Raw genomic sequence first — 23,704 nt, 5'->3', positions numbered from 1 at the left:
AAGTAACGGTAGTAGCACGTATTAACGACTACTACCGCAACTTGGTTACTCTATGGCAGCCCCCATAGCTTTTCGATTTGTTCTACTTTTATTATTTTGATCGATTAGGTAGTACGACATGTCGAGACTTAGGTTATTGAACAATACTTCCAATTGTAAGTTGGTCAATCCATGTATATGGGCGCTCGTATTCGTGTTTGACAGCGGAGCAGTATAGCCTAAAGCGCCGTATGAATCAAAGCTTTTCAATAGATTGTTCGTATCGTCGACTAATGTCGTTTGATGTCCATCCTCATCATACAGTACTTGGTCAAAAATCGATGCCTGATATTTGATCTCGCTACTGGCGGCTATACTGGCATTTGAACCGTTATGGATCGCAATCGAGTTGTGCAAGCGTATAGAGCCTCCCGTAGCTAAGATATTTAGGGCATTACCCTCACCGCTGGTGCTTGTATTGTTTGCGATAGTCGAGTTGATGACATTGATTTCACTGCCCGAGGCATGAGTGACCAGACCAGACGCCCCAGTATTGCTCGTGTTGCCATATACCGTACTGTTTACGAGGTAGAATATCGCATTCTGACGCGCAAAAACAGCACATCGCATACCAGATTGATTATTGGCTATCGTCGTATTGTAGACATAGTTGTATACTTGCTTCGTTGTATTGATAGCATATAGACCTGCAGCAATACCTGTAGCAGTATTGTTGCTTACATCCGAATTGTAGAGATATAAAGTTCCGTCACTGTTCCAAATAGAACCCGCATTACCTGTTGCCGAGTTCCCGCTCACAGTAGAGTTTTTAATCGAAAGTTGAGCGTTGCCCGCGATAAAAACTGCCCCAGCATTAGTCGCATTATTGGAAGAAATGCTGCAATTCTCTACTTCTACAAGTGATTTGGCGACGTAGAGTCCTCCAGCATAGTTACGAGACACATTAGTCCCACCAGCATTTACAGAGCCCGTTCCTGTTGCTTTTCCATTTGCTATCGTCAGACCCGATAGCAGCACCTGTACGCCTTCGATACGCTCAGCATGTACGACCACGACATGGTATGCCTGATTGTTTCCTGACAGTAGTGTTTTATGGATCTCTGGTTGAGAAATATCTCCTTCGACCGCATCGGCAGGGTAACCGCCGATCAGCGTCACATTCTTATTTATTTCAAATGCCACATCCTCGATTGCTCCTCCTGTAAGCGGCAATGTCGGCACATATGTACCAGCCGCAATATGGATAATATCTCCCTCTGCAGCACTAGAGAGGGCTTTATGTAAAGAGGAAGCATTTTCCCAGGATAAGCCATCATTTGTCTCACTTCCCGCAGCTTTTACATAATAATGTTTGAATACATTAGGCAGTGGGGCACCTGCCGCCTGTATGACCTGGATACTCCTCTGCGTATTGTTGTCGATATATACCGTCAGTATAGCAGACCTTTCTTCTTGGATGGTGTTTTTGCTGATGGTAATCTTCGCCTTGCCTGTCTTTAGGCCATTGCCTTCTACAACCGTTATCCAACTCGCATCAGAAGTCATCCGCCACGGCAAGTTCGATTCGATTTCTATTTCCGCTGTAATTCCCTCATTGGATACGTTTATTATATCTTCATGGATAGTCAGTAGCGGGATTTCCGGCACAAAACTCTCCAAATCAATTTTTCGGCATGACAGTAAACTCATTACTGCCATACAGATATATAGATACTTTCTCATTATGTCATTTAATTTACTTTTGAAACCACCAGTAGTCCATTGGAGACAGATCTTTGTTCTCCACCATTGTCCCATGGCCAGTTTCGCATTTCAAATCTGTTGTCCTCAAAGGCGGGAGTGTTTCGGACAAAGAACGTACTTGATCCTCCACCGTCTAAGTTAATGGCATTATATGCTCCCATAGCTTTAAAACACTTGCCCAGGTCCAGGTAATCCATCCCGTTGGAATAATGGTAGCGTCGTCCATCGACGACCAGCATGTACACCGTATTTCCATCTTCGGAGACACCTACTGCCGTGCGCGGTTCTACAGGAGCAGTTGTGGTAGGTATAATACCTGCTGATAGTAATGTCACCCGTCCACCCAGTGCTTCGACAAGATCATTTTTGACAGAAGTATAGAGTGCTTCATTACCGATCACGGCCTTTCCCTGATCTGTGATGCCAAAAAAAGTATTTACCGAACTGGCGAACGTTGATTTTAAGACCACACCTTCTTTATGAAGGACACCTTGAGGTACGCCAGTATCCCCATCAAAGAAATCTCCATTGGTACCTGCCCATACCTTATGGCCTGTATAATCTCTGAGAACCGCTTGCTCTGTCATTTTCTGACGACCATAGCTTACCGAATTATGAGCCGTCGAGACCTCTATGCTAATGTCTTTCTGAAGTAAATCGACTTCAAATACAAATAGCTTCATCGGGTATCCCTTAGTACTTAGATAATTAAACTCGGTTGCATCCAGTCCCGGGACTATTTGGTACGTACTGTCTTTATATACACGAGCTATTAAGTCTGTACCATCGACTAGCTTTTGTCCTATTGCAGTACTGGCCTTAGCTTCAAATTTTTCGTAGGGTTCTATATAATTCTCTTTATTACTGCAGGAATAAAAAAATAGTACTGTTCCCAACCATAATATATAACTAAATCTTTTCATAGCTTAATAACCTTCGTTTGGTGTTATGTTAGTGTTGTTCTGCAATTCTCTGCCAGGGATAGGCAATACAGTCTGATGTGGGAGCAAATGCAGTGTTTGGATGGCTTTATCTGTTCTTGTTAAGTCATTGTAACGCATATTTTCACCCAAGAATTCCAGCCTGCGCTCCTTTATGATAGCATCTAGGTAGTCGGTATCCGATCCAAAAGCTACAGGGCTCAGCCCTCTGACTGCCCGCAATTCGTTCAATCTTGACAGTCCATTTACTCGTCCCTGTGCTTCTGCACTAATGAGATACATTTCCGCTATGCGTGATAGAATCACAGGGTCTCGGCCAGTCTGTCCACTTGGATACTTATTGATACAGTCGGTGCCAGAGATGTTGACAATCGATATCGCCCGTCTTTTGTCAGATGTTGAAAATGCATTCAGCATATCTGGAAATACCCTGTATTTGCCCTGTCCTTTATTGGTATGTGCGTAGGTGTAGAACAGGTCGGAAATATTATTGCTCGATTCTTCCGAAAGATTTTCAAAGGCAAATATGACCTCCGTATTAGCTAGTTTTCGGAATATTTTTTCAAAACTATCCAACTTGTATTTGCCATTCTTGATCAGGGACTCCGCTAGTTCCGCAGCTTCTCCCATCTTTCCTTGGTTCAGTTTTACTCTTGCTTTTAGCGCAGTAGCAGCGTCTCGGGATACGTAGTAGTAATTAGTAGATGTGCCAAGTAGCCCCTCAGCAGTATTCAGGTCTTCCTCTATAAAATCCCACACTTCGTTTTCCGGGTTGCGCGAGACCTTTTCAAGCGTATTCTGTCGTAATATTGGTACAGCACCCCATCTTGTTATCAAGGAATAATAGATATATGCTCTAAAGTAATGGGCTTCCCCCAAAGCGATATTACGAGCTTGGGAACTGCCGAATCGTTCGCCAACGGCAATCATGTTGTTCACTTGATATATAGCCTTGTAATAACCGTTCCAATTATTGGCTATTACACTGTTTAGCGGACTTAGTATCGAATTGATAAGATCAATGGGGTTTCCCGAAGCCGTATGGAGATCTCCTCCCAATAGATCAAACAAGATATAAGACTCCGCTCCGGGAGCATTCTGTACCTCATTATACATGCCGAGGCGCAATGCCGGTAGATCCTTCTCTGTGATTGCATCTGGTGAGACCCCTGTGCTTGGATAGAGATCGAGTTTGGCAGAGCACGCGCCAAGAGTACTGCACATGGCAGCAGCTATCAATATATAGAACTGTGTTTTTTTCATGTGATTTAGAAGTTTATGTTTGTTCCAATAGTGAATGTCCTGGGCTGCGGGTTGTTTAGCAGGTCTACCCCCGAGTACCGCGGATCAAGATTGGTATTTACTTCAGGATCCCAGCCCGAATATTTAGTCAGTAAGAACAGATTGTCCGCTTGCCCGAAAACTCTTACATTTTTGATTTCAAAGTTATTGACACGGACAGAAGGGAATGTATAGGCTAGTGTAGCCGCTCTCAGTCGGATAAAAGAACCATCCTCTAGGAATCGAGTCGAGTTTTTATTGTTATGCGATAGAGAAAGAACACTTCTCGGGTACACGTTCGTTGTTCCAGGACCTGTCCATCTGTTGGTGATATATTCTTCCAACTGACCGAATGTATGTCCTATTCTGGCAAGCCCTGTCGGTTTCCACGCGGCGTACAAGTTTTGACCATACATATAAGTCAGCAGTATATCCAATTGCAAGTTTTTGTATTTAAATGTATTATTCCATCCTCCGTTAAATTTAGGATTGGATGAACCTAAGACTACCCGGTCGTTGTCATTGATTATTTGATTATCATCCACGTCCGTCCATTTGACATCACCAGCTCTTACACCGAGGTCAAACTGTTGTTGTGGCACTTCACCATCATATTGATAGAGTCCATTGGCTTGAAAAAGATAGTACGAACCGATATCTCTGCCGACCTGTAGAGCTCTATTGTCTCCGATAGCGATAGGAGCGTCTCCATCCAGTAGGGAGAGAATCTTGTTCTTGTTACGCGCGATATTGAAGTTGGTTCTCCATTGGACAGGCCCCAGTTGTAATGTAGAGGATATACTTAGTTCCATACCCTTGTTTTCCATGGAGCCGATATTGCTGAGCAATGCCGTCATACCTGTCGTAGCGTGCACAGGCATACTGTACAACAGATCCGTTGTTTTTTTGTAATAAGTATCGAAGGTAATATCTACTTTTCTGTTGAATAGGGACAGGTCAAATCCCAGGTCAAATTGATCCGCCTTTTCCCATGCCAAGTTTTCATTGCCAAAACTGGAGACAGCGATACCACTCACATTGCCATAGTTTTTCCCGCCCGATATAAGAGGTAGGTGAGAATAGTTGCCTATGCCTTCTTGGTTGCCCGTTTTTCCCCAGCTACTCCTCAGCTTAAGATCCACATTTGTGTGATCCATAAAGCTTTCTTTCGATACATTCCATCCCACAGAGACCGATGGGAATACACCCCACCGATTATGCTTTGGAAACTTGGACGAACCATCCGTACGCAATGTAGCAGTTAGCATATATTTGTCTGCATATGCTGCAGTAGCACGTCCGAAATAGGACTCCATAGCATATTCGCTGACCGATCCATTGGCATTAAATATTTCCGAAGCAACAGTCAGCGTACCAAAAGACGGAGAAGGAAAGCCTCTGGCATCCACAGCAACCGTTCTATGACTCTGCTTTTGCCAAGAATGCCCCAATACCCCGCTTATATTAAGCAGTTTGAAACTCTGGTTGTAGCTCAATACATTTTCGAACAGATTATTTATGATAAACCGGTTATAATCGACCAGTTTGCCCACGCCTGTGCCATAGGGATGATTTTCGTTGTAGTAAGTATAGTCATAGGTATATCCGATGTCAGCACTGTAAGAAGATTTGATATTCAGATGTTTGGAAAGGTTGATCTGTCCGTAAAATGTCCCTAGATAGCGATAGTTGTCCACGTATACATCCTGTTCATTGAGTATCTGCACGGGGTTATGTCTCACCAGTTCGTCCGTACCTCCCACATAATAATCCTTATTAGGCTTGAATGGCCTGTCAAACGGTCGTTGCTCTATAGCTCTCGCAATGATAGTCGATCCTAAACTAGCTCCAGGAACCTGATTATTGCGGATAAAGTTGCCTTTATTATACGTGCCGATTTCCAACCAGTCAGAGAGTTTGTGACTGAATTTAGTATTGAGGTTTACTTTTTTGACCTCATTGTTTTTCACTACGCCTTCTTGTTCTGTTAGCCCAACTCCAAAATAGTAATTCGTCTTTGCCGTACCACCTGAAAAAGAAGAGTTCAGGTTTTTGAAATATCCTTTCTGTAAGATCAGACCCAACCAATCTGTATCTGGGCTATCATAAAAAGGATTCATAATGGGAGTTCTAAAGCCAGAATCGCCTACTTTTAGATTGTATTGGTTGTTGTAGTTCAGAGCGCCTTCGTTATATTGAAGCGTGTAAAGCTCCGAATTTGCCATTTTCAGTTTATTCTTATTGGCAAATTCACTGAATCCAGTAGAGATATCCACTCTCACCTGTGACTTGCCGTCTTTTCCTGATTTAGTCGTGATCAGGACGACACCATTACTTGCTCGAGACCCATATATAGCTGCAGATGCCGCATCCTTAAGCACCTCTATAGACTCGATGTCAGCATGATTCAAGGCAGCTAATGGGCTATATTCTTCCCCAAAATTAGTTAGCGACATTCCAGAAGTATTCAGGGGGATGCCGTCTACTACATACAATGGGTCATTGCCTGCCGTTATCGAAGAAAACCCACGGATAGAGACACGTTCTCCAGATGCAAGGTTGCCCGATCCCAAAGACAGATTTACCCCAGCGATCCGTCCTTCCAATAGTCGAGTTGGTGAAGACACCTGTCTGACATCTTCGTCTTGGATTTTCAAACTTCCTATAGCGCTGGTCACCAGTTCTTTCTTCTGTTTGCCATAGCCGATTACAACGACATCATCCAATTGAGCTTCTATCATGTGGAGTGATACGTACAGCTCCGAATTATTAATTACTTTGATTTCCTTTCCCTCAAAACCTGTAAATGTGATGAGTAGCACCATTCCAGGGGACGCATCCTTAATAGTGAATACACCGTTGGCATCCGTCATCGTTTCCTGTTTTCCATTTTTCACTCGCACGCTGGCACCGGGAAGAGGCTTTCCATGCTGATCCGTAACACGTCCCTTGACCTGTATTAGATCTGCTTGCGTGTAGTGGGGCGCGGAGGGAGCCTGCTCTTCTTTTTTACTGATGATAATCGTGTTTTCCTTTAAGAAAAAATCAAGCGGTTGGTCTTTAAGGATTTCCTTCAACGCTAGCTTCAGCTCTACATTTCGTAAATTGATGTTACCGATCGGTTGGAGATCTTTTATTTCGTTGTGCTTATAGAAGAGAAAATACCCGGTCTGTTTCTCTATAGATTTAAGCACACGTTCTAATTGAATCTTTTTACCTGAATAGGTAACCTTCTGCGAGTAACTTTTTGCACTTAGCTGGAGTAAGCCCAGTGCCATAAAAAAAACGATAAGTTTCATTATCAAGAAAATTTTTGACGGATAGCCAATACCGATTGGTATTTTATCCCAAAAGATTAATTTCATACTTTTGTACTGTTTAAATTAATGGTTATTGATACTGCGTTAATAATTTTTGAGATTTGAACAGCCTTCTTAAGGCATTCAGCGGAAGTGTTGGTAGCACTTCCGTTTTTTATCTCATCCTGCTCTTTCTATTATATCATATCTGCTGCTATTTATCCAACAATTAGTTTCCTTCCTTTCAGCTCAAACTTTACTTTTCCATATCTTAGAATTTCAAGAATAGTATTTATGTCCTCGCTTCGTTTTATTTTACCAACAAATTCATCTTTGGGAATCTCGCCTCTGTACTCGATCTCTATGTCATACCATCTTGACAGCTGTCTCATCAGAGTCTGTACATCTACTCGATCAAACTGGAAGAACCCTTCTTTCCATGCGGTTACAGACTGTATATCCGCCTGCTGTACATAGATGGGCTTGTCAGAGGGGTTTATCGCTTGATATCCAGGACGGAGCAATAGCTGCTTACCAGATGTCTTGACTCGGACGCTGCCATCCACGAGCGTGGTTTTTGTAGACCGCTCATCCTCGTAAGCATTTACATTAAACTTGGTACCCAATACTTGGATCTCCTGTTCCTTGCTCAATACCTTGAAAGGCGTATTTTTATTATGAACGACATCAAAGTAAGCCTCGCCTTTGATCGATACCCTTCGTTCGGATCCATCAAAATGAACAGGGAAACTTATACTGGAAGCACTGTTCAGCCATACTTGGGAGCCATCGGGCAGTACGACTTGATATATACCGCCTTTTGGGGTTTCAATAGTATGGTATTGGTTTGTTGATACATTATCCGAGCTGCTAGCACTTCGAAATACAAGCAAGCCATCTTTTTCTTTTTCCACCGAAAAGCTCTCATCCGTGGCTACGGTGCCATTTATAGCATCATTCAATATGATCTGTTGACCATTGGCAAGCGTGAGGATAGCATTATTTCCTCCTGGCATAACAGTATTGTTCGACTGTTGTTCGGCTATTATGCTGTCTTTCGCAGGAGTATTCAGATAGAAGTAGGTTGCTAGAGCAAAGGACGCTATTAATAGCGCCGCCACACCTCTCAATAAAGGCTTAATATAGCGCAGTTGTTTTTTTGGAACGAGGACGTCATCTTGCTCATCAGCCAAGTCCTCATCCATTGCCTGTAGCAAGTAGGGGGCTAGTTTCCCCTCATCCAGTAAATGAAAGAAAACTTGTAACTCCTCTTCACCGAGTTCCTTGCTCAGATATCTGTCTACTAATTCCCTGTAGAATTTTTCTTCCATGTCTATGTTGCTCTTTATTAGCTAAGACAATAAAAAAGAAGCGAAGGGTAGTAAAAAAATAAATTAGTGGAAAAATACGGTAATGAGTATACTTAGCGAGATGCCGAGTTGGCGTTCTACCGTCTGTCGAAGTTGTTTCATAGAGAAGACCATATGGTTCTTTACGGCGTTCTTGGAGATACCGATAAGAGCAGCAACTTCTTCATAAGTTTTCTTCTGTTCCCTGCACAACCGGAATATTTCCCGACTTCTTTCAGGCAATCTTTCGATTGCCAGGTTGAGGCAGTGGAGGTATTCTTTACTCCATATGTTTTCTTCAGTCGTATTGCTCCCCTCCAGATAGGCATCTACTATTTCTCCCATTACCAATCGCGAGCGAGAGGCTTTTTCTAAAACATTTAACGTATGGTTCTTTGCAATGGAATATAGGTAAGACTTAAAGTACTTTACATCGATCAGTTTTTCTCGCTGTTCCCATACTTTGATAAAAACTTCTTGAGTTAGATCCTCAGCGAGATCATTGGAGTGCACATATTTCAGCAAAAAAGAGTGAATTTTTGCATAGTACAAATTGAAAACATGAAGAAATGCTTTTTCATCACCTTTTGAAAACCTGCTGACTAAACTGACTAAATTGGTCTCATCCATTGTGTGAACGAATTTCGGCTTATAATGTGACCAAGATATTAAATTATTATGAATAAAATAGAAAACGCGTATATTCTGGTACGGATCCAGTTACTTCTTATAAAGAAAGCCACCCTTTAGAGGCAGCTTTCTTCTGTTCGCACTAACTATTACTGATATTTTAACAGCACCGCCCGCGGTGACCTGGATCCACCATTATTGCAAGGGCGCAATACTCACCGTTTTTGTTTTTAACCTAAATATACCGATGGTGAGCTATGAGCGGTTGTTTGTTAAGCTAATGCAAAGCTAGCTAAATCCATGACTTTGATATTACGGGTTCCCGTATTTTTGAGCATAGGCTGCTTCTGAACAACTAGATAATCCTTTAAAATGCTATTTCTTTGTCCCTTTCAAGATCTGTCCGTCAAAAGTTAACGTCTCAACACTAAAGTAAGGAATTCCCATATAGATATATCCTGTACCGTTTCCAATGATATAGTCATTATTCTGCTTCAATAATGCAAATGCTTTCCGCTGTTTGTTTCTTCCTTTATAGGGCGTGTAATACAGACTGCCGAGTAGCGTATCCCCCTTGATATTGCCACTGATATCCCCAGTGACCACCACGCCACCAGGACTGTTCTTTTCATAAGACCCATGGAATACGTTATCCATCAGGCTCAGCGCTACAGCGATCGTATCCCTTCCGTCATTATAGACGTACGTTTCATTCTGGTAATTATTGCCTTTTTCATGGCATGCTGCACTCGTCAGCGACAGCAAAAGAATAAAGTACCAATATTTGTTCATGCTTCGTAAGGTTGTGGTATAAGATGTTAGCCTATTCGTATCGGCAATATACCAAAAAACAAGGATAACCCTATTATCAGCAGAGGCCTAAGGATTATAAGTCCCGTTGAATAATATCACTCGCCAGCGGTCCGGATCTTCATACGTTTCACTCTTACCTTTCCAATAAGGGTTTTCAGGTTCGACCGGAACTATCCCCAATTTCTGTATTCGTTCGTTGGCTCTTTGATATTCTTCAGGGCTGTCAAAATAAAAAACGAGCAAGTTCTCTTTAGTAGGCTCCGGTAAAGGTTCTTTGTCCATATGCTGTGTAAATTCGAGATGATACGTTTTGTCCGGCATGCCTAACATCACTCCGTCATATCCCAGATGATCTTCAAATTTTCCCAACACTGTCAAACCCAGACCCTCCTGATAGAATTTCACAACTTTCAATAGGTTGTTTGTTGGTCTTGCAATTCTAACTTGTACAGCTCTCATTTCCTTTTCCATGTTCGTCGTGTTTGATTTTGTCTGATGGTTAGAGGATACACCCGATACCAATACCGTAGCTATCGCAATAGCGCATAATGCTTTCTGCTTCATAAAAATATATTTAAATTATAGAATACCTTTAGGAAGCAAAAATCCGTACAAACGCCGTACGAATCAATCGCAGGACTTCTGTTTATGTTGTCAATTTTCCCTTTTATTACGATAATGGTCGGGCGACATACCGTTTACGCCTTTAAAAAAACGAGAAAATGCAGATGTAGAAGGGAAGCCCAGTTTAGCAGCGATCGATTTGATCGTGTGCTGCGAATAAGTCAATAGAAATTCTGCTTCCAGAATAATGCGGTTTTGGATTATAATAAGAGCGGATACACCGGTCTGATTCTTTACACATTCACTGATATACTTTGGCGACAAAAACATCATGTCCGCATACTCCTTTACCGATTTCAATTGACGAAAATTCGTGTCGACCAATTTCCGGAACTGATACATAACCTGATACTGTCGGTTAATGAGCTTATCCGAATTCAGCAGACATATTTCACAGATCCGGTTATAGCTATACAATAGCTGTATGATATATAACTGGGACACTTCGATACAAAATGGCGATTGGTTATCTGCCTCTTCTTTTATTTTTTTAAACTTATACAATACATCATCAAAGTCGTTTTCGTTTAGATCGAATATCGGCGCATAATCCGGGCTGATGAACAGCAACTCTTCCATGATCTCACTTTTCACAAATCCCTTCTTTACAAAATCAGAATTGAAAAGTAACAAGTAAGCATTAAAATCTGCCGAGGAATACCTAGTGGAAAAAACAGTGTTGGGCGGAACAATAGAAATTGTCGATGAGCGTATTACAAAATCGTGATGTCCTACAGAAACATCACAGCTACCTTCGACACACAGGATGATCAGATGAAAATCAAGTTTAGTAGCCTCGATAGTCTTCAGGGATTTCTGGACAGCAAACACCGAATAGTCCGTATCCTCCGTTCGTTTCTGCTGAAAACACAAGTGTTCATCAATAAAATGCGTTATTCGCAAAGATTTTACCATCATGTTTCGTCTGTTGGACTATACAAATCTCCACATTATTATGCTTTTATAAAATCAAAATATGATAAGATTCTTTTACATTTTTTGTCAGCTATCCGAATTACAAGCAGCAGCTCCCCGCAATTACTAGAGTATTCAGCATTGCGAAGATTTGCATGACGGGCAAATCGGTCTCCGAGGCACCGGTCACTTTTAGAAACCCGGAAGGTGATATTGCTAAATAGCTGACTGGTTGTATTGTTGCAAAGCCTGTTTTACCGTTTCCCTATTGGGTTTAGAAATAGGAATTTTTGTTCCTGAGAATAAAAGTAAAGTACCACCGTCTTCCTTCAACCAGCTTTTTACGTATTTAGGATTTACCAAATGACTTTGATGCGTTCTTAAAAAACCATTTGGACGTAGGAGATCGGCGTATTCTTTAAGCGATTTCGAGACCAACAGATTTTCGTTGTTCGACAGGAAGAAATGTGTATAGGTATTGTCCGCTTCACAGCGTACGATTTCCGATAAAGCTACATATCTTATTTCACCTTGCATCTGTAAAGCTATCTTACTCATGGTCGCATCAGGCTTTCTTAACTGCTGCATTAAAAAATCGAGTTGCGAGGTTTGTGTCTGTGCCCGCACCTTTTGTTCCGCTTTATTAACTGCTATTGTCAACTCTTCAATATCAATAGGCTTTAAAAGATAATCCAAAGCGGCAAATTTTACAGCTTGTATACCATAATGGTCATAAGCAGTAACAAAAACAACTTCGAAATTGCGCTGAGGAAGCAACCGCAGCACGTCAAAGCCTGTTTGTTCTCCCATTTGAATATCTAGAAATACCAAATTCGGCGAATACTTTACAATAGCATCAACAGCGTCATGGACCGTTTGTACTGTTGCGATTATCGTTAACTGCGGACAGTGCTTTTCAAGCAAAGTCCGCAGATTTTCTAAGTTCGAAATTTCGTCATCAATTAAAATTGCTTTCATCATACTTATAGCCACTCCGTTAAAGTTATGCTTATTTTAGTGCCTTTGTCGCTTGATTGCATCGCTAAAGTAAAGTGATTTTCTTTATAAATCCTATTTAACAAAGCTATTCTATTGTTGCTTAACACGATTCCCAGTCCCTTATTCGGTTTGTCTGTATCAAATCCATTCCCGTTGTCAGCAACCGTCAGCACGAGATTGTTTGCTTGCCTGATAAAGGAGACAACGATATCTCCATCGTCCGCTTTTTGGGCGACACCATGCTTCACCGCATTTTCTACAAAAGGTTGCAGCAACATACTCGGTATTTCGACATTATCTAAATCCAGGTCCTGAGCCTGATTGATCTCATACTTAAAACCAAACCGCAATTGCTCCATCTGTAGATAATCATCCAATAATTTCTTTTCTTGAGACAAACTGATGAGCTCCTTGTCACCCAGTACAGTACGCGTCAACCGCGCAAATTTCGTGAGATATTTATTGGCATTGTCTACCTCGTTCTTGTTCATCAGGTTCTGAATGCCAGCAAGTGCGTTAAACAGAAAATGAGGATTTAGCTGACTACGGATAGAACTTAGTTGAAGCTTTGCAATATTCTCCTGTTGCTCTTTTTCAGCCAGCTTTTTCTTGTTCTTACGTTTAATATAAACCATAGTGAGACCCGATAATATACCTAGGATTGAGCAGGCTAGACCAACATACGTCCAAACCTCTTTTTGACTGTAACTTTCGTTTTCCAGTGTCACAGAAAGTGTATATCTGCTAATGTAACTTTCTATTTCTTTTGCCGAAATACCACATTCCCAGCAATGTTTCCAGTTCATCAATGGCTGAATGATAATCTCATAATCGCCCGACTTTCTAAAAACGTTTTTATCGATTTTCACACTAGCTAAAAGAGCAGATTCATCTTCACTAATGATACTGTAATTCCAAGCCGTTGATTCGAAGATTATTTTATTAGTTTGCTTATCTTTTATGCTTGTGGAATAAAGGTAGTCTATATCAGTTTTATCTTTTACTAGGGTTAAGTCAAGGTCTTTTTCCGTAAAAGTGAAATCTGATTTCTCTTCTGGATCGAATATCCAACTAGAATCAAATCCTTTATCCGTTGTGAAATTCTTTAAAAAAGCGGTAATCTTCGCTTTCGGAAATTGTTTTCCATAAAAAACGGACTTCTGGATATTCAACGGGTTATTAATACTGTAGATTAATACTGTAATCGCTGTGCCTTTTATAACAAAATCGCCAAGGGACGTAGTGCGGAGTATTTCACCCGCATGATCGACAGTTTTTAGTTCCTTTATGTCGATCGATTTATTAACTGTTAGCGGAGTGTTGTCAATTAGAATCGTATAACGATAATCCTCTACACGATCATTCTTTCTAAAATAGGTATTGATACTCACACTGTTTTCTCCTGGTAAGTAACTAAAGGAGGTATTATCTAGATTTGGAAAGGTGGTGCCGTAATAAACATTTTTAGCAGTGCTATCTAGGAACATCAGCAATCTGCCCCCTCCAGCATAGGAGCGATTAAAGTTGATGCCTTTTTGCGCGTATGTTGCAGACGATATTAACAGGAAACTGAGAAATGTAAAAATGATCTTTTTCATGGCCTTTAGTTTAATTTACATCAAACTTGTCACAATAATAGTAAAACAAAAAGCTTAAAACAGCAAAGGCAAGGTTTCAAATAGTAAATGTAGTATTTTAAACGGTATCTGAATAGTTGTCCTAATTTTACCAAGATAGTTTTATCAAGACGATTTCTAAAACCAAGATCAGTATAGGTCGCCACGTTGAAGAGATAGATTGCACGGGTAAATTCATCGTACCTGGTTTATTTGACGCACATATTCATTTGGCGGCGATCGACCTGTCCGATGTAGACAGGGCAAGGGGAGCCACAGACAAAATACTGGACAATATGCTTCGGCATGGCATCACTACCGTACGCGATATGGGAGGGAACGCCCCTTATTTGGCGCAGTACAAGGAAGACATCATCTAAAAGTTGTATATTAGCAATAGTCCAACACAAGGTCATGAAGCTAGAAAAGAATACACTAATAAAATTGTTGGGAATAATATTCATATTATTCCCAACAATCTATATTTTACTTGTTGGTATGTATTTCTACCCCATTCTCTTCCAGGGAGTCTTTTATCAACATTTTTATCAACTTCCTCATTATTCCTTTATTCCAGATTCTCAGGTGGACCAGGTGTTCATTATAGTCAATATCCTTTTCTTTGGTACGTTTATCTTGACCTGGAGCCTGATCTTTGTCAAGCGATTTCGTCATCGATTCCCCGTTCTATTTCTGATATCTTCTATAGTACCGCTGCTACTGTTAGTTTTAAATAGCAGGCTTGAACCCAAAGGGAGAATGCTTTCTCTGTCAGGAAATTCTGAGATTCGGTTTATTGAAGAAGTGGATGGTCACTCTATAATCAGCGTCTACCAAAATGAAAAAAAATCTATTCAATATGATCCGGACGAACGTCCGAAATGGAAACTAGTCCGAAAAGATACTGTGCCTGAAACACCGTAAATCCCGCTACCGCTTTTTTATCTTTTATGGGAATCATAAATTCCAGCTTCAAAAGTTAAGAGTTATTAAAACTTAAATTGTGGCATGGTTTTAATGCATCTTTAGTCGGTTAACTTAGCGGGCTCATTCGTGTAGCCTTCGTTAAGAGGATTCGTGAAAAAGCTTAGAAAAAGGGAATAACAATGATAGGTAAACAACACATAGGCTATAAGAGACATATACTTACCGGTATTTTTTCAGTGCTGCTGCTGGCAGGGTATGCACAGGATCAAGGAAAACAAAAGGACGAAAATCGACAACTTGGTGATCAAAAGGTCAATAGTAAATCAACAGTTTTAGATTCCATTGAGGTCGTACGCGATTACCGTCCTATGCTTGCCGATGCGGTCAAGATCCGCCGGAGTCCCAATATGAAGATAGAGCGGAAAGACCTGGAAGCCGAATTGCGCCAAGTCGTGGCCAGCATCTATTTTGATATGAATGATTTTAGACGCCCTTTTCATAGTCCCTTGCCCGAAAGGTATCCCAATGCTGCGCGCAACAATATCGATAATAACAGAATCGGTATCATGGCCTATCACGCCGGCGAGTATGAAAGAGCAGCCTCCATTCTGAAGAAAGTAGGGCCATCGGACGCTTTTTACCAGAGCTCGACGATTGCCCTGGGCAAGATTGCCCAAGAGAAAGGAGACAAACAAGGCGCCAGGGCTGCATTTTCCAAGGCTTCAAAAATGGATTTTGACCAGGAATTGAAGGCAGATGCCCTGTATAACTACGCCAAAATTCTAGGCGAATTGGACTCGATTCAGGTCGCACTGAGGCCCCTTCAGGAATACCTCGCGATGAAGTACGCCCATATTAATCTCGAAAAGGATCAAAACGAAAATAGCGAAACACGCACCGCCGAAATCCTATCCGGTGGCAGTAATTTTGAGACAGCTGTCTATTTGTTTGAGTCATTTCCCAATAGAAAACAGAAAGCCGATGCGGTCTATCAAAAGATAACCTATTATCGGGGGCTGGAGTTTTATAACGAACGCGCCTTTGAAAACAGCATATCCATGTTGATGCGGGCAGAAAAATTGCCAATAGATATCGAAATGGCAGCGTTGGCAACCTATTGGAAAGCAGAAGCCATGTACGAAGTACGTAAATACAGCGAGGCGGTCGACAACTTTTCCAGATTCCTCAGTCTGCCTGCAGCACGGAACACTGATGTATACAATTATGCCAACTATGCTTTGGCCTATTCCGCTTTCCGTATTCACAGATATAGCATGGCAGCCCAGTATTTTGAACGCTTTCTGGCCACCGCCGAAAGTTCTTTAGACAAAAATATACAGTACGATGTGATCGCACGTCTGGGAGATTCCTATTTGGCGACCCGAAATTATCAACGGGCCAATCAATATTATGACCGGCTGATCAACAGCAAAGCGCCCAACCAAGATTACGCCTTGTTCCAGCACGGCATTATTCAGGGCTTGCAGGGCGACAACGAAGCCAAGGTCAAGACCCTGCGCTCCGTCGTTGAAAAATTTCCGACCTCAGACTACGCCGATGACGTAGCATTCGAGATACCCTATGTCTATTTCCTGGCAGGTAATTATGAGGATGCTATCAAAGGATTGGAAAAGATGATCAAAAAATACCCGCGCAGCAGCTATGTACCGAGAGCACTGCTGACCATCGGACTTGTCCAGTACAATCAGGATAACACCGAAGCTGCGATGGCCACTTTTCAGAAAGTGGTGACCGGATACAGTACGACCAGGGAAGCAGCACAAGCCATGCGATCCATTGAAAACATCTATCTCGATCAAGGCGATGCGACCAGCTATATTCAGTACGCCCTCAGCAACAATATCACCGATCTGAGTCCCGCGGAGCAGGACAATCTGGCATTCAAGGCAAGTCAGACACTATTTTCCAGAGGCCAATATGGCCCCGCAGTAGAGGCAATCAATGCCTATTTCGATAAGTTTCCAAAACCCAGACAAGAGAAGCACGCACGCTATATCCGTGGGGTCAGCTTATACCATACAGGGCACCCCAGAGAAGCGCTGAAGGATCTCAACATTATCCTCAACGATTGGACCAGCCCCTATACAGAGAATACACTCCTTACCGCGGCTGCACTATACTTGAGTCTGAAGGAATACAATGAAGCCATTGTACACCTCAAGAAACTTGAGCTCAATACCGATTACAAAGACAACTACGGATACGCCGTCACCAATCTGATGATCTGTTATTTCGAGATCGGTGACTTAAAGCAGATGGATAAGTATGTCAAATTGATCAAAAACTATGATCGGGCTTCCGACGAAGAACTGGCGACTGCGCACCTCTATACTGCCAAGGCCATGTTACAACAGGGGAATAAGGAATCTGCATTGAAGGAACTGAACTTGGCCGCTCTAAAAAGCCAGGCTGCCGTCAGTGCAGAGGCGCGGTATCGTGTAGGGCTATTGCAGTATGAAAACAAGGAGTACGACAAAGCCCAAAAGTCCGCCTTTGATGTAATCGAGAATATGGACTCCCATGATTATTGGGTGGCAAAGAGTTTTATCCTCCTCGCCGATACCTATGCGCGCAAAGGCAATGCTGTCCAGGCCAAGAGTACGTTAGAAAGCATCCTTGAAAATTATGAAGGCGATGATGATGTCATTCCTTCGGCCAAGCAGCGTTTGCAGCAGTTCAAGAAAAAGTAAGCATTCGTCTGTTTTCCCTTTTCATCCGTTTACCGGAAGCACAGCTTAATGTACCGTAAATTTTCAGTCTCTTGTTGCCCGCCCAGCAGCACACTTTCCCTTTACGGATTTTTGCCCTCAGCTCGCTGTCGGTGATCTCATGGTGTCGTATCATTTGATCCCAGACGTATTATAATTTAACCGAGGTCAATCCCCCGTTTACCGAATAATTAAGACAGCCCACCTAAATTACGTTCACCTACCTCAAGACTTGTTCTATCTTCAGGGCTGATTAAGGAAGCTCATTGAGCAGCCAAGCTAATTAATTGTACCCAGATAATAAAAATGTAATGTCAGTAAGGATACAGGTTATTTTATTTACACTTATTTCTATTTTCATATGCGTATGATTATCTTCGATAAGCTCGTAAGGTCGGTTTGTTTTTTAATGGTCATATGGAATACTCCTGGGGAGATGTGCTTCGCTAAACATGAGCATTTTTTATCTTCAGATCCGTATGCATCAGATGGAAAGCTTGCTGGAAAATCGAATTCAGAGAGAATCGATCCACAGAATTTTGAAGGTATAGTTGTGGATAATTTGAGGAAACCGATAGCCTATGCTTCTGTACGGATTACAATGGGCGACTCTACCCTAAGTACATTGGTCTGTGACGATCAGGGGCGATTTAGATTTAAAGTAAATGCCGAACTTCAACGTCTATCTATCGAGGTTTCCAGTCTGGGGTATATTACCCAACGTGTAGCTTTACGTACAATGACTCCTGGCTTCGAAGTCGTTCTCGAGAAAGACAATACCATTTTAGAGACTGTCCATGTCCAAACGGCAAAACCTCAGTATGTTCGGTTAGTAGATCGTATGGTCGTCAATATCGATGGCACCCTATTAGGCACAGGCCTATCTTCTTTAGAGCTTCTGCAAAGGACGCCCAGTCTTTGGGTAGACGCTGGCGGGAATATTACTATGAGAGGTAGTCAGTCTGTTGTCGTGATGATAGGAGATGTCGTACTGAGAATGTCTTCATTTGAACTGTCCGAATACCTCCGTTCCATACCCTCCGAAGACATAAACAAGATAGAAGTAATCGCCAATCCGGGTGCGGAGTACGAAGCTGAAGGCACAGGAGGTATAGTCCGAATAATCCTTAAGAAAGGCGTTAATGAGGGATATAAGATTATCTTGGCAAGCAGGTACAAGCAGCAGGGGAAAGATCCCTTTTATAATGGAGGCAGCATGTTCGACTATAACCGTGGCAAGTTTAAAGCCTCCGGTGCTCTAGGTTATAAGATCGATAAGCAGCGACATGTTGCTAACTACCACAACTTTTATGCAGACGCCTCGGAATATAGGAGTGATACCAGACGTTTCAAAGAAAATACGGGGTATAATGCACGGATAACAACCAGCTACGAGTTCAATGATCGACAGAGCTTGGGCTTACAGTCTGTTCTGCTAACTTCCCATTCTGATCAAAAGTTCTATACCGATAATGAACACCGACAGGAGAACGATACGATATTTAAAAAGACAGAGAACAACTGGATCAACAAAGGTACCATGTCGAATACGACTTTAAATTACACCTTAGTGCTAGATACCTTGTCGTCAACTTTTAAATTGTTGGCAGACCATCTGTACAACGATAATGAAGAATCGAATGACTATCAGTTGCGCGCACTATCGTCGGCTGGTGTTCAGCAATACCAGAATCTTTCCCCCAGCACGACCAATATATATAGCTTTCAGACCGATCTCGACAAACGGTACCTGTCAGGATCTAAATTTGCCGTTGGAATGAAATACGTCGGTACCCGAAGAAACAATACCGTGATCCGGAACAACTACCTGGACAATCAGTGGGAACAAGATGCAGCTTATAGCAATAACTTTGTTTATCACGAGGACTTGTTGATGGGGTATGCGTCATTTAACAGAAATATAAAGGACTTTTCAGTTAAAGCAGGGATAAGGGCCGAGCAGACTTTTATTGATGGGCGTTCAACAACCAGTTTGGAAAAGGTGAATCAGCAGTATCTCAATTTCTTTCCGTCTATTTATTTGACACAGGCGTGGAGGGGGACAGGAAGCACGATTCATCTGAATTATGGGAAGCGAATCCGAAGACCCTCCTTCAAGGATATCAATCCCTATACGCTGCAGATCGATGATTTTGTGGTGCTCCAGGGCAATGCCTTGCTCCAGCCAGAGTTTATACATAAAGTCGAAGCAGGCCTGTCATTTAAGAAAGGAGTAGTCGTCGATTTGTTCTACTCCGATACCCAGAATAGCATTGTCCAGTCCGTAAAGGCAATGGACAGTAAGTTGTTGAAATACCAGCCGATCAATTTCAATAGCAAGCAAGATTACGGTATTACAGCATTTGTTCCGCAGCGTATCAATAAACAGTGGAGTATACAGGGCAATTTTTCATTTTTCAACTCCGAGTATATCCATAAGGATATGAAGCAGTCACAGCCCGTTTTTGAAGGTCGTTTAAACCATATTCTAAAGTTCAACAATCTATTCGATACTACCTGCGCTTTTTCTTATCGGACCCTATCTTATAGAGGCAATACCCAATATGCAGATCAGTTTTACACGGACGTAGTCCTATCTCGACCGTTTTTTAAGGGTAAAGGTCGGATTGTTTTTCAGGTAGATGATATTTTCAATACCCAAAGAGAACGTGAGTTTACAGCTACAGAGGGGACAGTGATCAATTTTTATCAAAAGCGTCCCACCAGAACATTCAATGTTTCTTTTACCTATATGATTTCGAGAGGTAAGAAAAGTGAAGAGAAGAAGATACAGCAATCGAATGAAGACGAAAGGCAGCGAGTCAATTAATGGTGTCGCTGTACCAACTTGTTTTTGAACGTAAATTTTTTCTGCATTAGAAAGCTGTATATCGTGACCAAGAAAGTACACAAAATCTGTGAGGGAGTCGGATAGAAGAACAATACTTCTACAAAAAATTTCAGCAACACATAGTTTAATATCAAGGACCCCATATTAGCTATTAAATACTTGCCCAATTTACGCCATAGATCGGGTGAATCAGGCGATCTGAAAACTAAGAAATGGTTTAAAAAGAAACCCGAGAAAAATGTAATGACAAACGATATTAGAAGAGAAAAAATATGTGGGCTAATCGTAATTCGTTCGAATAAAACTACATTCTCTTTAAAAGTAATGAAATGAATACAGACAAAGTAAATAACCCAACTCAGTACAACATTGCATGATCCAAAAAACAGGTATCTTAATTTTTGGCTGCTAATAATATCCTTAATAATCTCCTCTGAAGTACTTTCTTTTGAAATGAATTTATTTAAAAAGGCCGTTAGTTTACCTAGCTTTTTGTTTATCCTCAAATCTGTTTAATTATTTAATAGAATATGTCTTGAATGATTTTTTCAAAAGACAAATGTAGAAACTTCTTTTAATAAAGAAACATCCTCTATAGACTGAAAATGACAGTCTTTAATGGTGTCAATTTTACAAAATAAACAGGTTGTAATAATAGTTATGCAAAACTATAAGGAGAAACTATAATCATAAGCTATGAGAATACACTGTGAGTACATCCCAACTATCAAGACCTACTAGCAAGCGCTACAGGAGAACAAGCTTTCTGAATAGGAGCTGGCGGAGCAGCAGAGTACGATAGAGTTCGAATTCTTTAATCACTTAACTTACTGTTCTCACTGCCATAATATTCGTTTTCCTAGTCAAGTCGTTATATTTTCTTCATAAAAAGTTAACATCGAAACGTGAATAGTAAAGAATTTATAAATTAACTTTAATTTGTTTTAATTGCCTTTTGTTTTTTACCTTTAGTAATAGTGGACAGCTAATTAATTATGAGTACCTTTCCGATAGCCGATGAACAGGCTTTGATAAATGATCTACAATCTGGTAGTAAGCAAGCTTTTGAAATTATTTTTCATAGGTACAAGGGACTTCTATATGTACATGCTAATAAGCTTCTGAAAGATCAAGAAGTAGCTAGAGATATTGTTCAAGATATTTTCCTGAATCTTTGGAAAGATAGGTTTTCCATTTCTATAAATAAAAATTTGTCGGCGTATCTATTTAGATCCGTACGTAATCGAGTAATTAACTATCATTTGAAGGAAGGTAAGAGCAATGAATTTGTTAATGAGTTTTCTACTAAGCTTCTCTATTACCAGAATGATACTGACCACCTTCTACGTACAAACATGTTAAATGAGTTAATTGAAAAAGAACTACAGGCTCTGCCCGATCGAATGCGAACTGTTTTTAATTTGAGTAGAAAAGAAGGATTATCTCACAAAGAGATTGCCGAGCAACTACAGATTTCTGAACAAGGGGTCAGGTCTCATATTAAAAATTCTCTCCGCATATTACGTTTCAGGCTTGGATCGAGTTATATATTATTGTTTTTCTATTATTTATAAGATTTTTAAAATTTACTACCCCCCAAGTAGCTTTTCGATTGTCTTTCTTTTATAGGTCTTAACCAATAAAAGAAAAGAATTGAAAAATCGAGAAAAATCTGCCAAAGAAATTTTACTCCGATATGTCGAAGGTAAAGCAAGCGCTGAAGAAATCGCATGGGTTGAAAAATATTATGAAGAAATTTCCAATAAAAAAGATATCCTTATAGATACAGGATTGGCTGATAAGCATTTTGCGAGCATATGGTCAGAGGTAGACAAAGAAATCAATCCTAGAAAATCAAGTAGAATTTTTAAAGCAATCGCAGCAGCAGTAGCATTGCTGATTCTTGCTTTCATCCCGATTTACTTTTACTATAAAAAGGATGAAAATACTCGTTTACATTTGGTGGAAAATCAAAATCTTGTGCCTGGTTTTTACAACCAGACGGTACTGTCAATTAATGGAACAAATAAAGTCACACTAGATGATCTGCAGTTAGGTTCAGAGATTGTAGAAACTGGTGCTGTAATAAGCAAAGGTAAAGACGGTACAATAATCTTTACTTCTCAAGACCAAACTCATGATGCATTATCGGAGGCTTTTCATACCGTATCGACTCCTCGTGCAAAACAGCATAGAATTAAGCTCCCTGACAATTCTATTGTATGGCTCAATGCAAATTCAAGTATTGAATTTCCCGTTCCATTCTCAGCCAGTCTCCGTCAGGTAACCCTTATTGGAGAAGGTTTCTTTGAAGTAGAGAGAGACTTAGATAGACCTTTTGTTGTGTTATCTCAAGGTCAACAAATCCTTGTAAAAGGAACCAAATTCAATGTTAGCGCTTACCCCAAAGAAAAATTATTGGTTACCACATTGCTCGAAGGTGCCGTAGATCTTAAAATTGTTGATAAAGACAACAAGATTTTAAAGAAGTCAAGTTTAGAGCCTAATGATCAGGTTGTTGTGAGTGGAGCCGATTTGAAAAAGCAACATGTGAATGCGCTAGACTATATCGACTGGACAAATGAGAAATTCAATTTCAATGATACACCGCTGAAAGATGTAATGACAAAAATAGCTAGATGGTATGACGTTGAAGTTGTCTGGGAAGAAAGTCTAAAGAATATAACATTCTCTGGATCTGTATCCAAGTTTGATGATATCCGCGATGTACTAAGAAAAATATCGCATACAGAAAGTGTTCATTTTGAAATTTCAGAAAGGAGGGTTATGGTGAAAAAATAAAAAGAGCCAAATCCCAAATAATTATAGCCGGATTCCGATTGCAGCGGAACCCGGACAATAATATGGGGAAACAAAAACGATTGTGTTTCAAGTATTTTATTAACCCATTTATAAACAAATATATGATTTTTTTTCATCATGTAATAGGACGGCGTGTCTGCTTATCTCCTACATGTAACATGGCT

General features: G+C 40.9%; 18 protein-coding genes. 5 read left to right on the top strand and 13 right to left on the bottom strand.

The window, feature by feature from the left end:
- Window positions 1-45: 45 nt before the first annotated feature.
- The 11 genes from M472_RS33195 to M472_RS33145 form a co-directional block, all read right to left on the bottom strand.
- Window positions 46-1,722: a BACON domain-containing protein gene (locus tag M472_RS33195; RefSeq protein ID WP_031301638.1), complete on the bottom strand. Its 1,677-nt coding sequence runs from the start codon at window positions 1,720-1,722 to the stop codon at window positions 46-48.
- Between the two features lie 8 nt (window positions 1,723-1,730).
- Window positions 1,731-2,666: a phosphodiester glycosidase family protein gene (locus M472_RS33190; RefSeq protein WP_021070214.1), complete on the bottom strand. Its 936-nt coding sequence runs from the start codon at window positions 2,664-2,666 to the stop codon at window positions 1,731-1,733.
- A 3-nt stretch (window positions 2,667-2,669) separates the two neighbouring features.
- A complete protein-coding gene (locus tag M472_RS33185) occupies window positions 2,670-3,947 on the bottom strand; it encodes a RagB/SusD family nutrient uptake outer membrane protein (RefSeq protein ID WP_021070213.1) in 1,278 nt (425 codons plus the stop codon).
- A 5-nt stretch (window positions 3,948-3,952) separates the two neighbouring features.
- The gene (locus M472_RS33180) at window positions 3,953-7,330 is read right to left on the bottom strand and encodes a TonB-dependent receptor (protein WP_021070212.1); all 3,378 of its coding nucleotides are present in this window, start codon (window positions 7,328-7,330) and stop codon (window positions 3,953-3,955) included.
- Between the two features lie 152 nt (window positions 7,331-7,482).
- The gene (locus tag M472_RS33175) at window positions 7,483-8,595 is read right to left on the bottom strand and encodes a FecR family protein (protein ID WP_021070211.1); all 1,113 of its coding nucleotides are present in this window, start codon (window positions 8,593-8,595) and stop codon (window positions 7,483-7,485) included.
- A 63-nt stretch (window positions 8,596-8,658) separates the two neighbouring features.
- Window positions 8,659-9,243 (bottom strand): RNA polymerase sigma factor, encoded by a 585-nt coding sequence (locus M472_RS33170; protein ID WP_021070210.1) that lies wholly within the window; start codon window positions 9,241-9,243, stop codon window positions 8,659-8,661.
- Window positions 9,244-9,618: 375 nt separating this feature from the next.
- A complete protein-coding gene (locus M472_RS33165) occupies window positions 9,619-10,035 on the bottom strand; it encodes a hypothetical protein (RefSeq protein WP_021070209.1) in 417 nt (138 codons plus the stop codon).
- Window positions 10,036-10,122: 87 nt separating this feature from the next.
- The gene (locus tag M472_RS33160) at window positions 10,123-10,620 is read right to left on the bottom strand and encodes a VOC family protein (protein ID WP_021070208.1); all 498 of its coding nucleotides are present in this window, start codon (window positions 10,618-10,620) and stop codon (window positions 10,123-10,125) included.
- A gap of 90 nt (window positions 10,621-10,710) precedes the next feature.
- Window positions 10,711-11,598 (bottom strand): AraC family transcriptional regulator, encoded by an 888-nt coding sequence (locus tag M472_RS33155; RefSeq protein ID WP_021070207.1) that lies wholly within the window; start codon window positions 11,596-11,598, stop codon window positions 10,711-10,713.
- A 213-nt stretch (window positions 11,599-11,811) separates the two neighbouring features.
- A complete protein-coding gene (locus tag M472_RS33150) occupies window positions 11,812-12,576 on the bottom strand; it encodes a LytR/AlgR family response regulator transcription factor (RefSeq protein WP_031301633.1) in 765 nt (254 codons plus the stop codon).
- A gap of 2 nt (window positions 12,577-12,578) precedes the next feature.
- Window positions 12,579-14,192, bottom strand: a complete 1,614-nt coding sequence (locus M472_RS33145) for a sensor histidine kinase (protein ID WP_021070205.1) — start codon at window positions 14,190-14,192, stop codon at window positions 12,579-12,581.
- A gap of 143 nt (window positions 14,193-14,335) precedes the next feature.
- Between M472_RS33145 and M472_RS45445 the strand changes: the two genes are divergently transcribed.
- Window positions 14,336-14,590 (top strand): amidohydrolase family protein, encoded by a 255-nt coding sequence (locus tag M472_RS45445; protein WP_081643144.1) that lies wholly within the window; start codon window positions 14,336-14,338, stop codon window positions 14,588-14,590.
- A gap of 106 nt (window positions 14,591-14,696) precedes the next feature.
- On the opposite strand, the gene M472_RS33140 is transcribed toward M472_RS45445, so the two are convergent.
- Window positions 14,697-14,885, bottom strand: coding sequence for a hypothetical protein (locus M472_RS33140; protein ID WP_021070203.1), 189 nt, complete (start codon window positions 14,883-14,885; stop codon window positions 14,697-14,699).
- Between the two features lie 431 nt (window positions 14,886-15,316).
- On the opposite strand from M472_RS33140, the gene M472_RS33135 reads away from it, so the two are divergent.
- Both M472_RS33135 and M472_RS33130 read left to right on the top strand, forming a co-directional pair.
- Window positions 15,317-17,848, top strand: a complete 2,532-nt coding sequence (locus M472_RS33135; RefSeq protein WP_021070201.1) for a tetratricopeptide repeat protein — start codon at window positions 15,317-15,319, stop codon at window positions 17,846-17,848.
- 454 nt (window positions 17,849-18,302) lie between these two features.
- Complete coding sequence (locus tag M472_RS33130; protein ID WP_158499900.1) at window positions 18,303-20,696, top strand: TonB-dependent receptor; 2,394 nt, start codon at window positions 18,303-18,305, stop codon at window positions 20,694-20,696.
- On the opposite strand, the gene M472_RS45970 is transcribed toward M472_RS33130, so the two are convergent.
- Window positions 20,693-21,223 carry a GtrA family protein gene (locus tag M472_RS45970; protein WP_021070199.1) on the bottom strand — a complete coding sequence of 177 codons (531 nt, stop codon included), beginning with the start codon at window positions 21,221-21,223 and terminating at the stop codon, window positions 20,693-20,695. The two genes, M472_RS33130 and M472_RS45970, sit on opposite strands and share 4 nt — an antisense overlap.
- A 489-nt stretch (window positions 21,224-21,712) precedes the next feature.
- Here M472_RS45970 and M472_RS33120 point away from each other — a divergent pair, with 489 nt between their 5' ends.
- Both M472_RS33120 and M472_RS33115 read left to right on the top strand, forming a co-directional pair.
- On the top strand, window positions 21,713-22,291 hold the full coding sequence (locus M472_RS33120; protein ID WP_021070198.1) for an RNA polymerase sigma factor: 579 nt from the start codon (window positions 21,713-21,715) through the stop codon (window positions 22,289-22,291).
- 79 nt (window positions 22,292-22,370) lie between these two features.
- Entirely contained in the window at window positions 22,371-23,519 is a 1,149-nt protein-coding gene (locus tag M472_RS33115) for a FecR family protein (protein ID WP_021070197.1), read from the top strand.
- The last annotated feature ends 185 nt before the right edge of the window (window positions 23,520-23,704 follow it).

The organism is Sphingobacterium paucimobilis HER1398 (genome assembly GCF_000416985.1).
In the GTDB taxonomy this organism is placed as follows: Bacteria; Bacteroidota; Bacteroidia; order Sphingobacteriales; family Sphingobacteriaceae; genus Sphingobacterium; species Sphingobacterium paucimobilis.
Note: the sequence above shows the minus strand (reverse complement) of the source record. Positions and strands in the feature narration are given on the sequence as shown.

Excerpts from the sequence above, each read along its gene's own strand:
- M472_RS33190 (WP_021070214.1), bottom strand. The coding sequence starts at position 2,666 with ATGAAAAGATTTAGTTATATATTATGGTTGGGAACAGTACTATTTTTT.
- M472_RS33140 (WP_021070203.1), bottom strand. The coding sequence starts at position 14,885 with ATGACGAAATCGCTTGACAAAGATCAGGCTCCAGGTCAAGATAAACGT.
- M472_RS33195 (WP_031301638.1), bottom strand. The coding sequence starts at position 1,722 with ATGAGAAAGTATCTATATATCTGTATGGCAGTAATGAGTTTACTGTCA.
- M472_RS33120 (WP_021070198.1), top strand. The coding sequence starts at position 21,713 with ATGAGTACCTTTCCGATAGCCGATGAACAGGCTTTGATAAATGATCTA.
- M472_RS33165 (WP_021070209.1), bottom strand. The coding sequence starts at position 10,035 with ATGAACAAATATTGGTACTTTATTCTTTTGCTGTCGCTGACGAGTGCA.
- M472_RS33175 (WP_021070211.1), bottom strand. The coding sequence starts at position 8,595 with ATGGAAGAAAAATTCTACAGGGAATTAGTAGACAGATATCTGAGCAAG.
- M472_RS33185 (WP_021070213.1), bottom strand. The coding sequence starts at position 3,947 with ATGAAAAAAACACAGTTCTATATATTGATAGCTGCTGCCATGTGCAGT.
- M472_RS33130 (WP_158499900.1), top strand. The coding sequence starts at position 18,303 with ATGTGCTTCGCTAAACATGAGCATTTTTTATCTTCAGATCCGTATGCA.
- M472_RS33170 (WP_021070210.1), bottom strand. The coding sequence starts at position 9,243 with ATGGATGAGACCAATTTAGTCAGTTTAGTCAGCAGGTTTTCAAAAGGT.
- M472_RS33145 (WP_021070205.1), bottom strand. The coding sequence starts at position 14,192 with ATGAAAAAGATCATTTTTACATTTCTCAGTTTCCTGTTAATATCGTCT.
- M472_RS33180 (WP_021070212.1), bottom strand. The coding sequence starts at position 7,330 with ATGAAATTAATCTTTTGGGATAAAATACCAATCGGTATTGGCTATCCG.
- M472_RS33150 (WP_031301633.1), bottom strand. The coding sequence starts at position 12,576 with ATGATGAAAGCAATTTTAATTGATGACGAAATTTCGAACTTAGAAAAT.
- M472_RS33135 (WP_021070201.1), top strand. The coding sequence starts at position 15,317 with ATGATAGGTAAACAACACATAGGCTATAAGAGACATATACTTACCGGT.
- M472_RS33155 (WP_021070207.1), bottom strand. The coding sequence starts at position 11,598 with ATGATGGTAAAATCTTTGCGAATAACGCATTTTATTGATGAACACTTG.
- M472_RS33160 (WP_021070208.1), bottom strand. The coding sequence starts at position 10,620 with ATGAAGCAGAAAGCATTATGCGCTATTGCGATAGCTACGGTATTGGTA.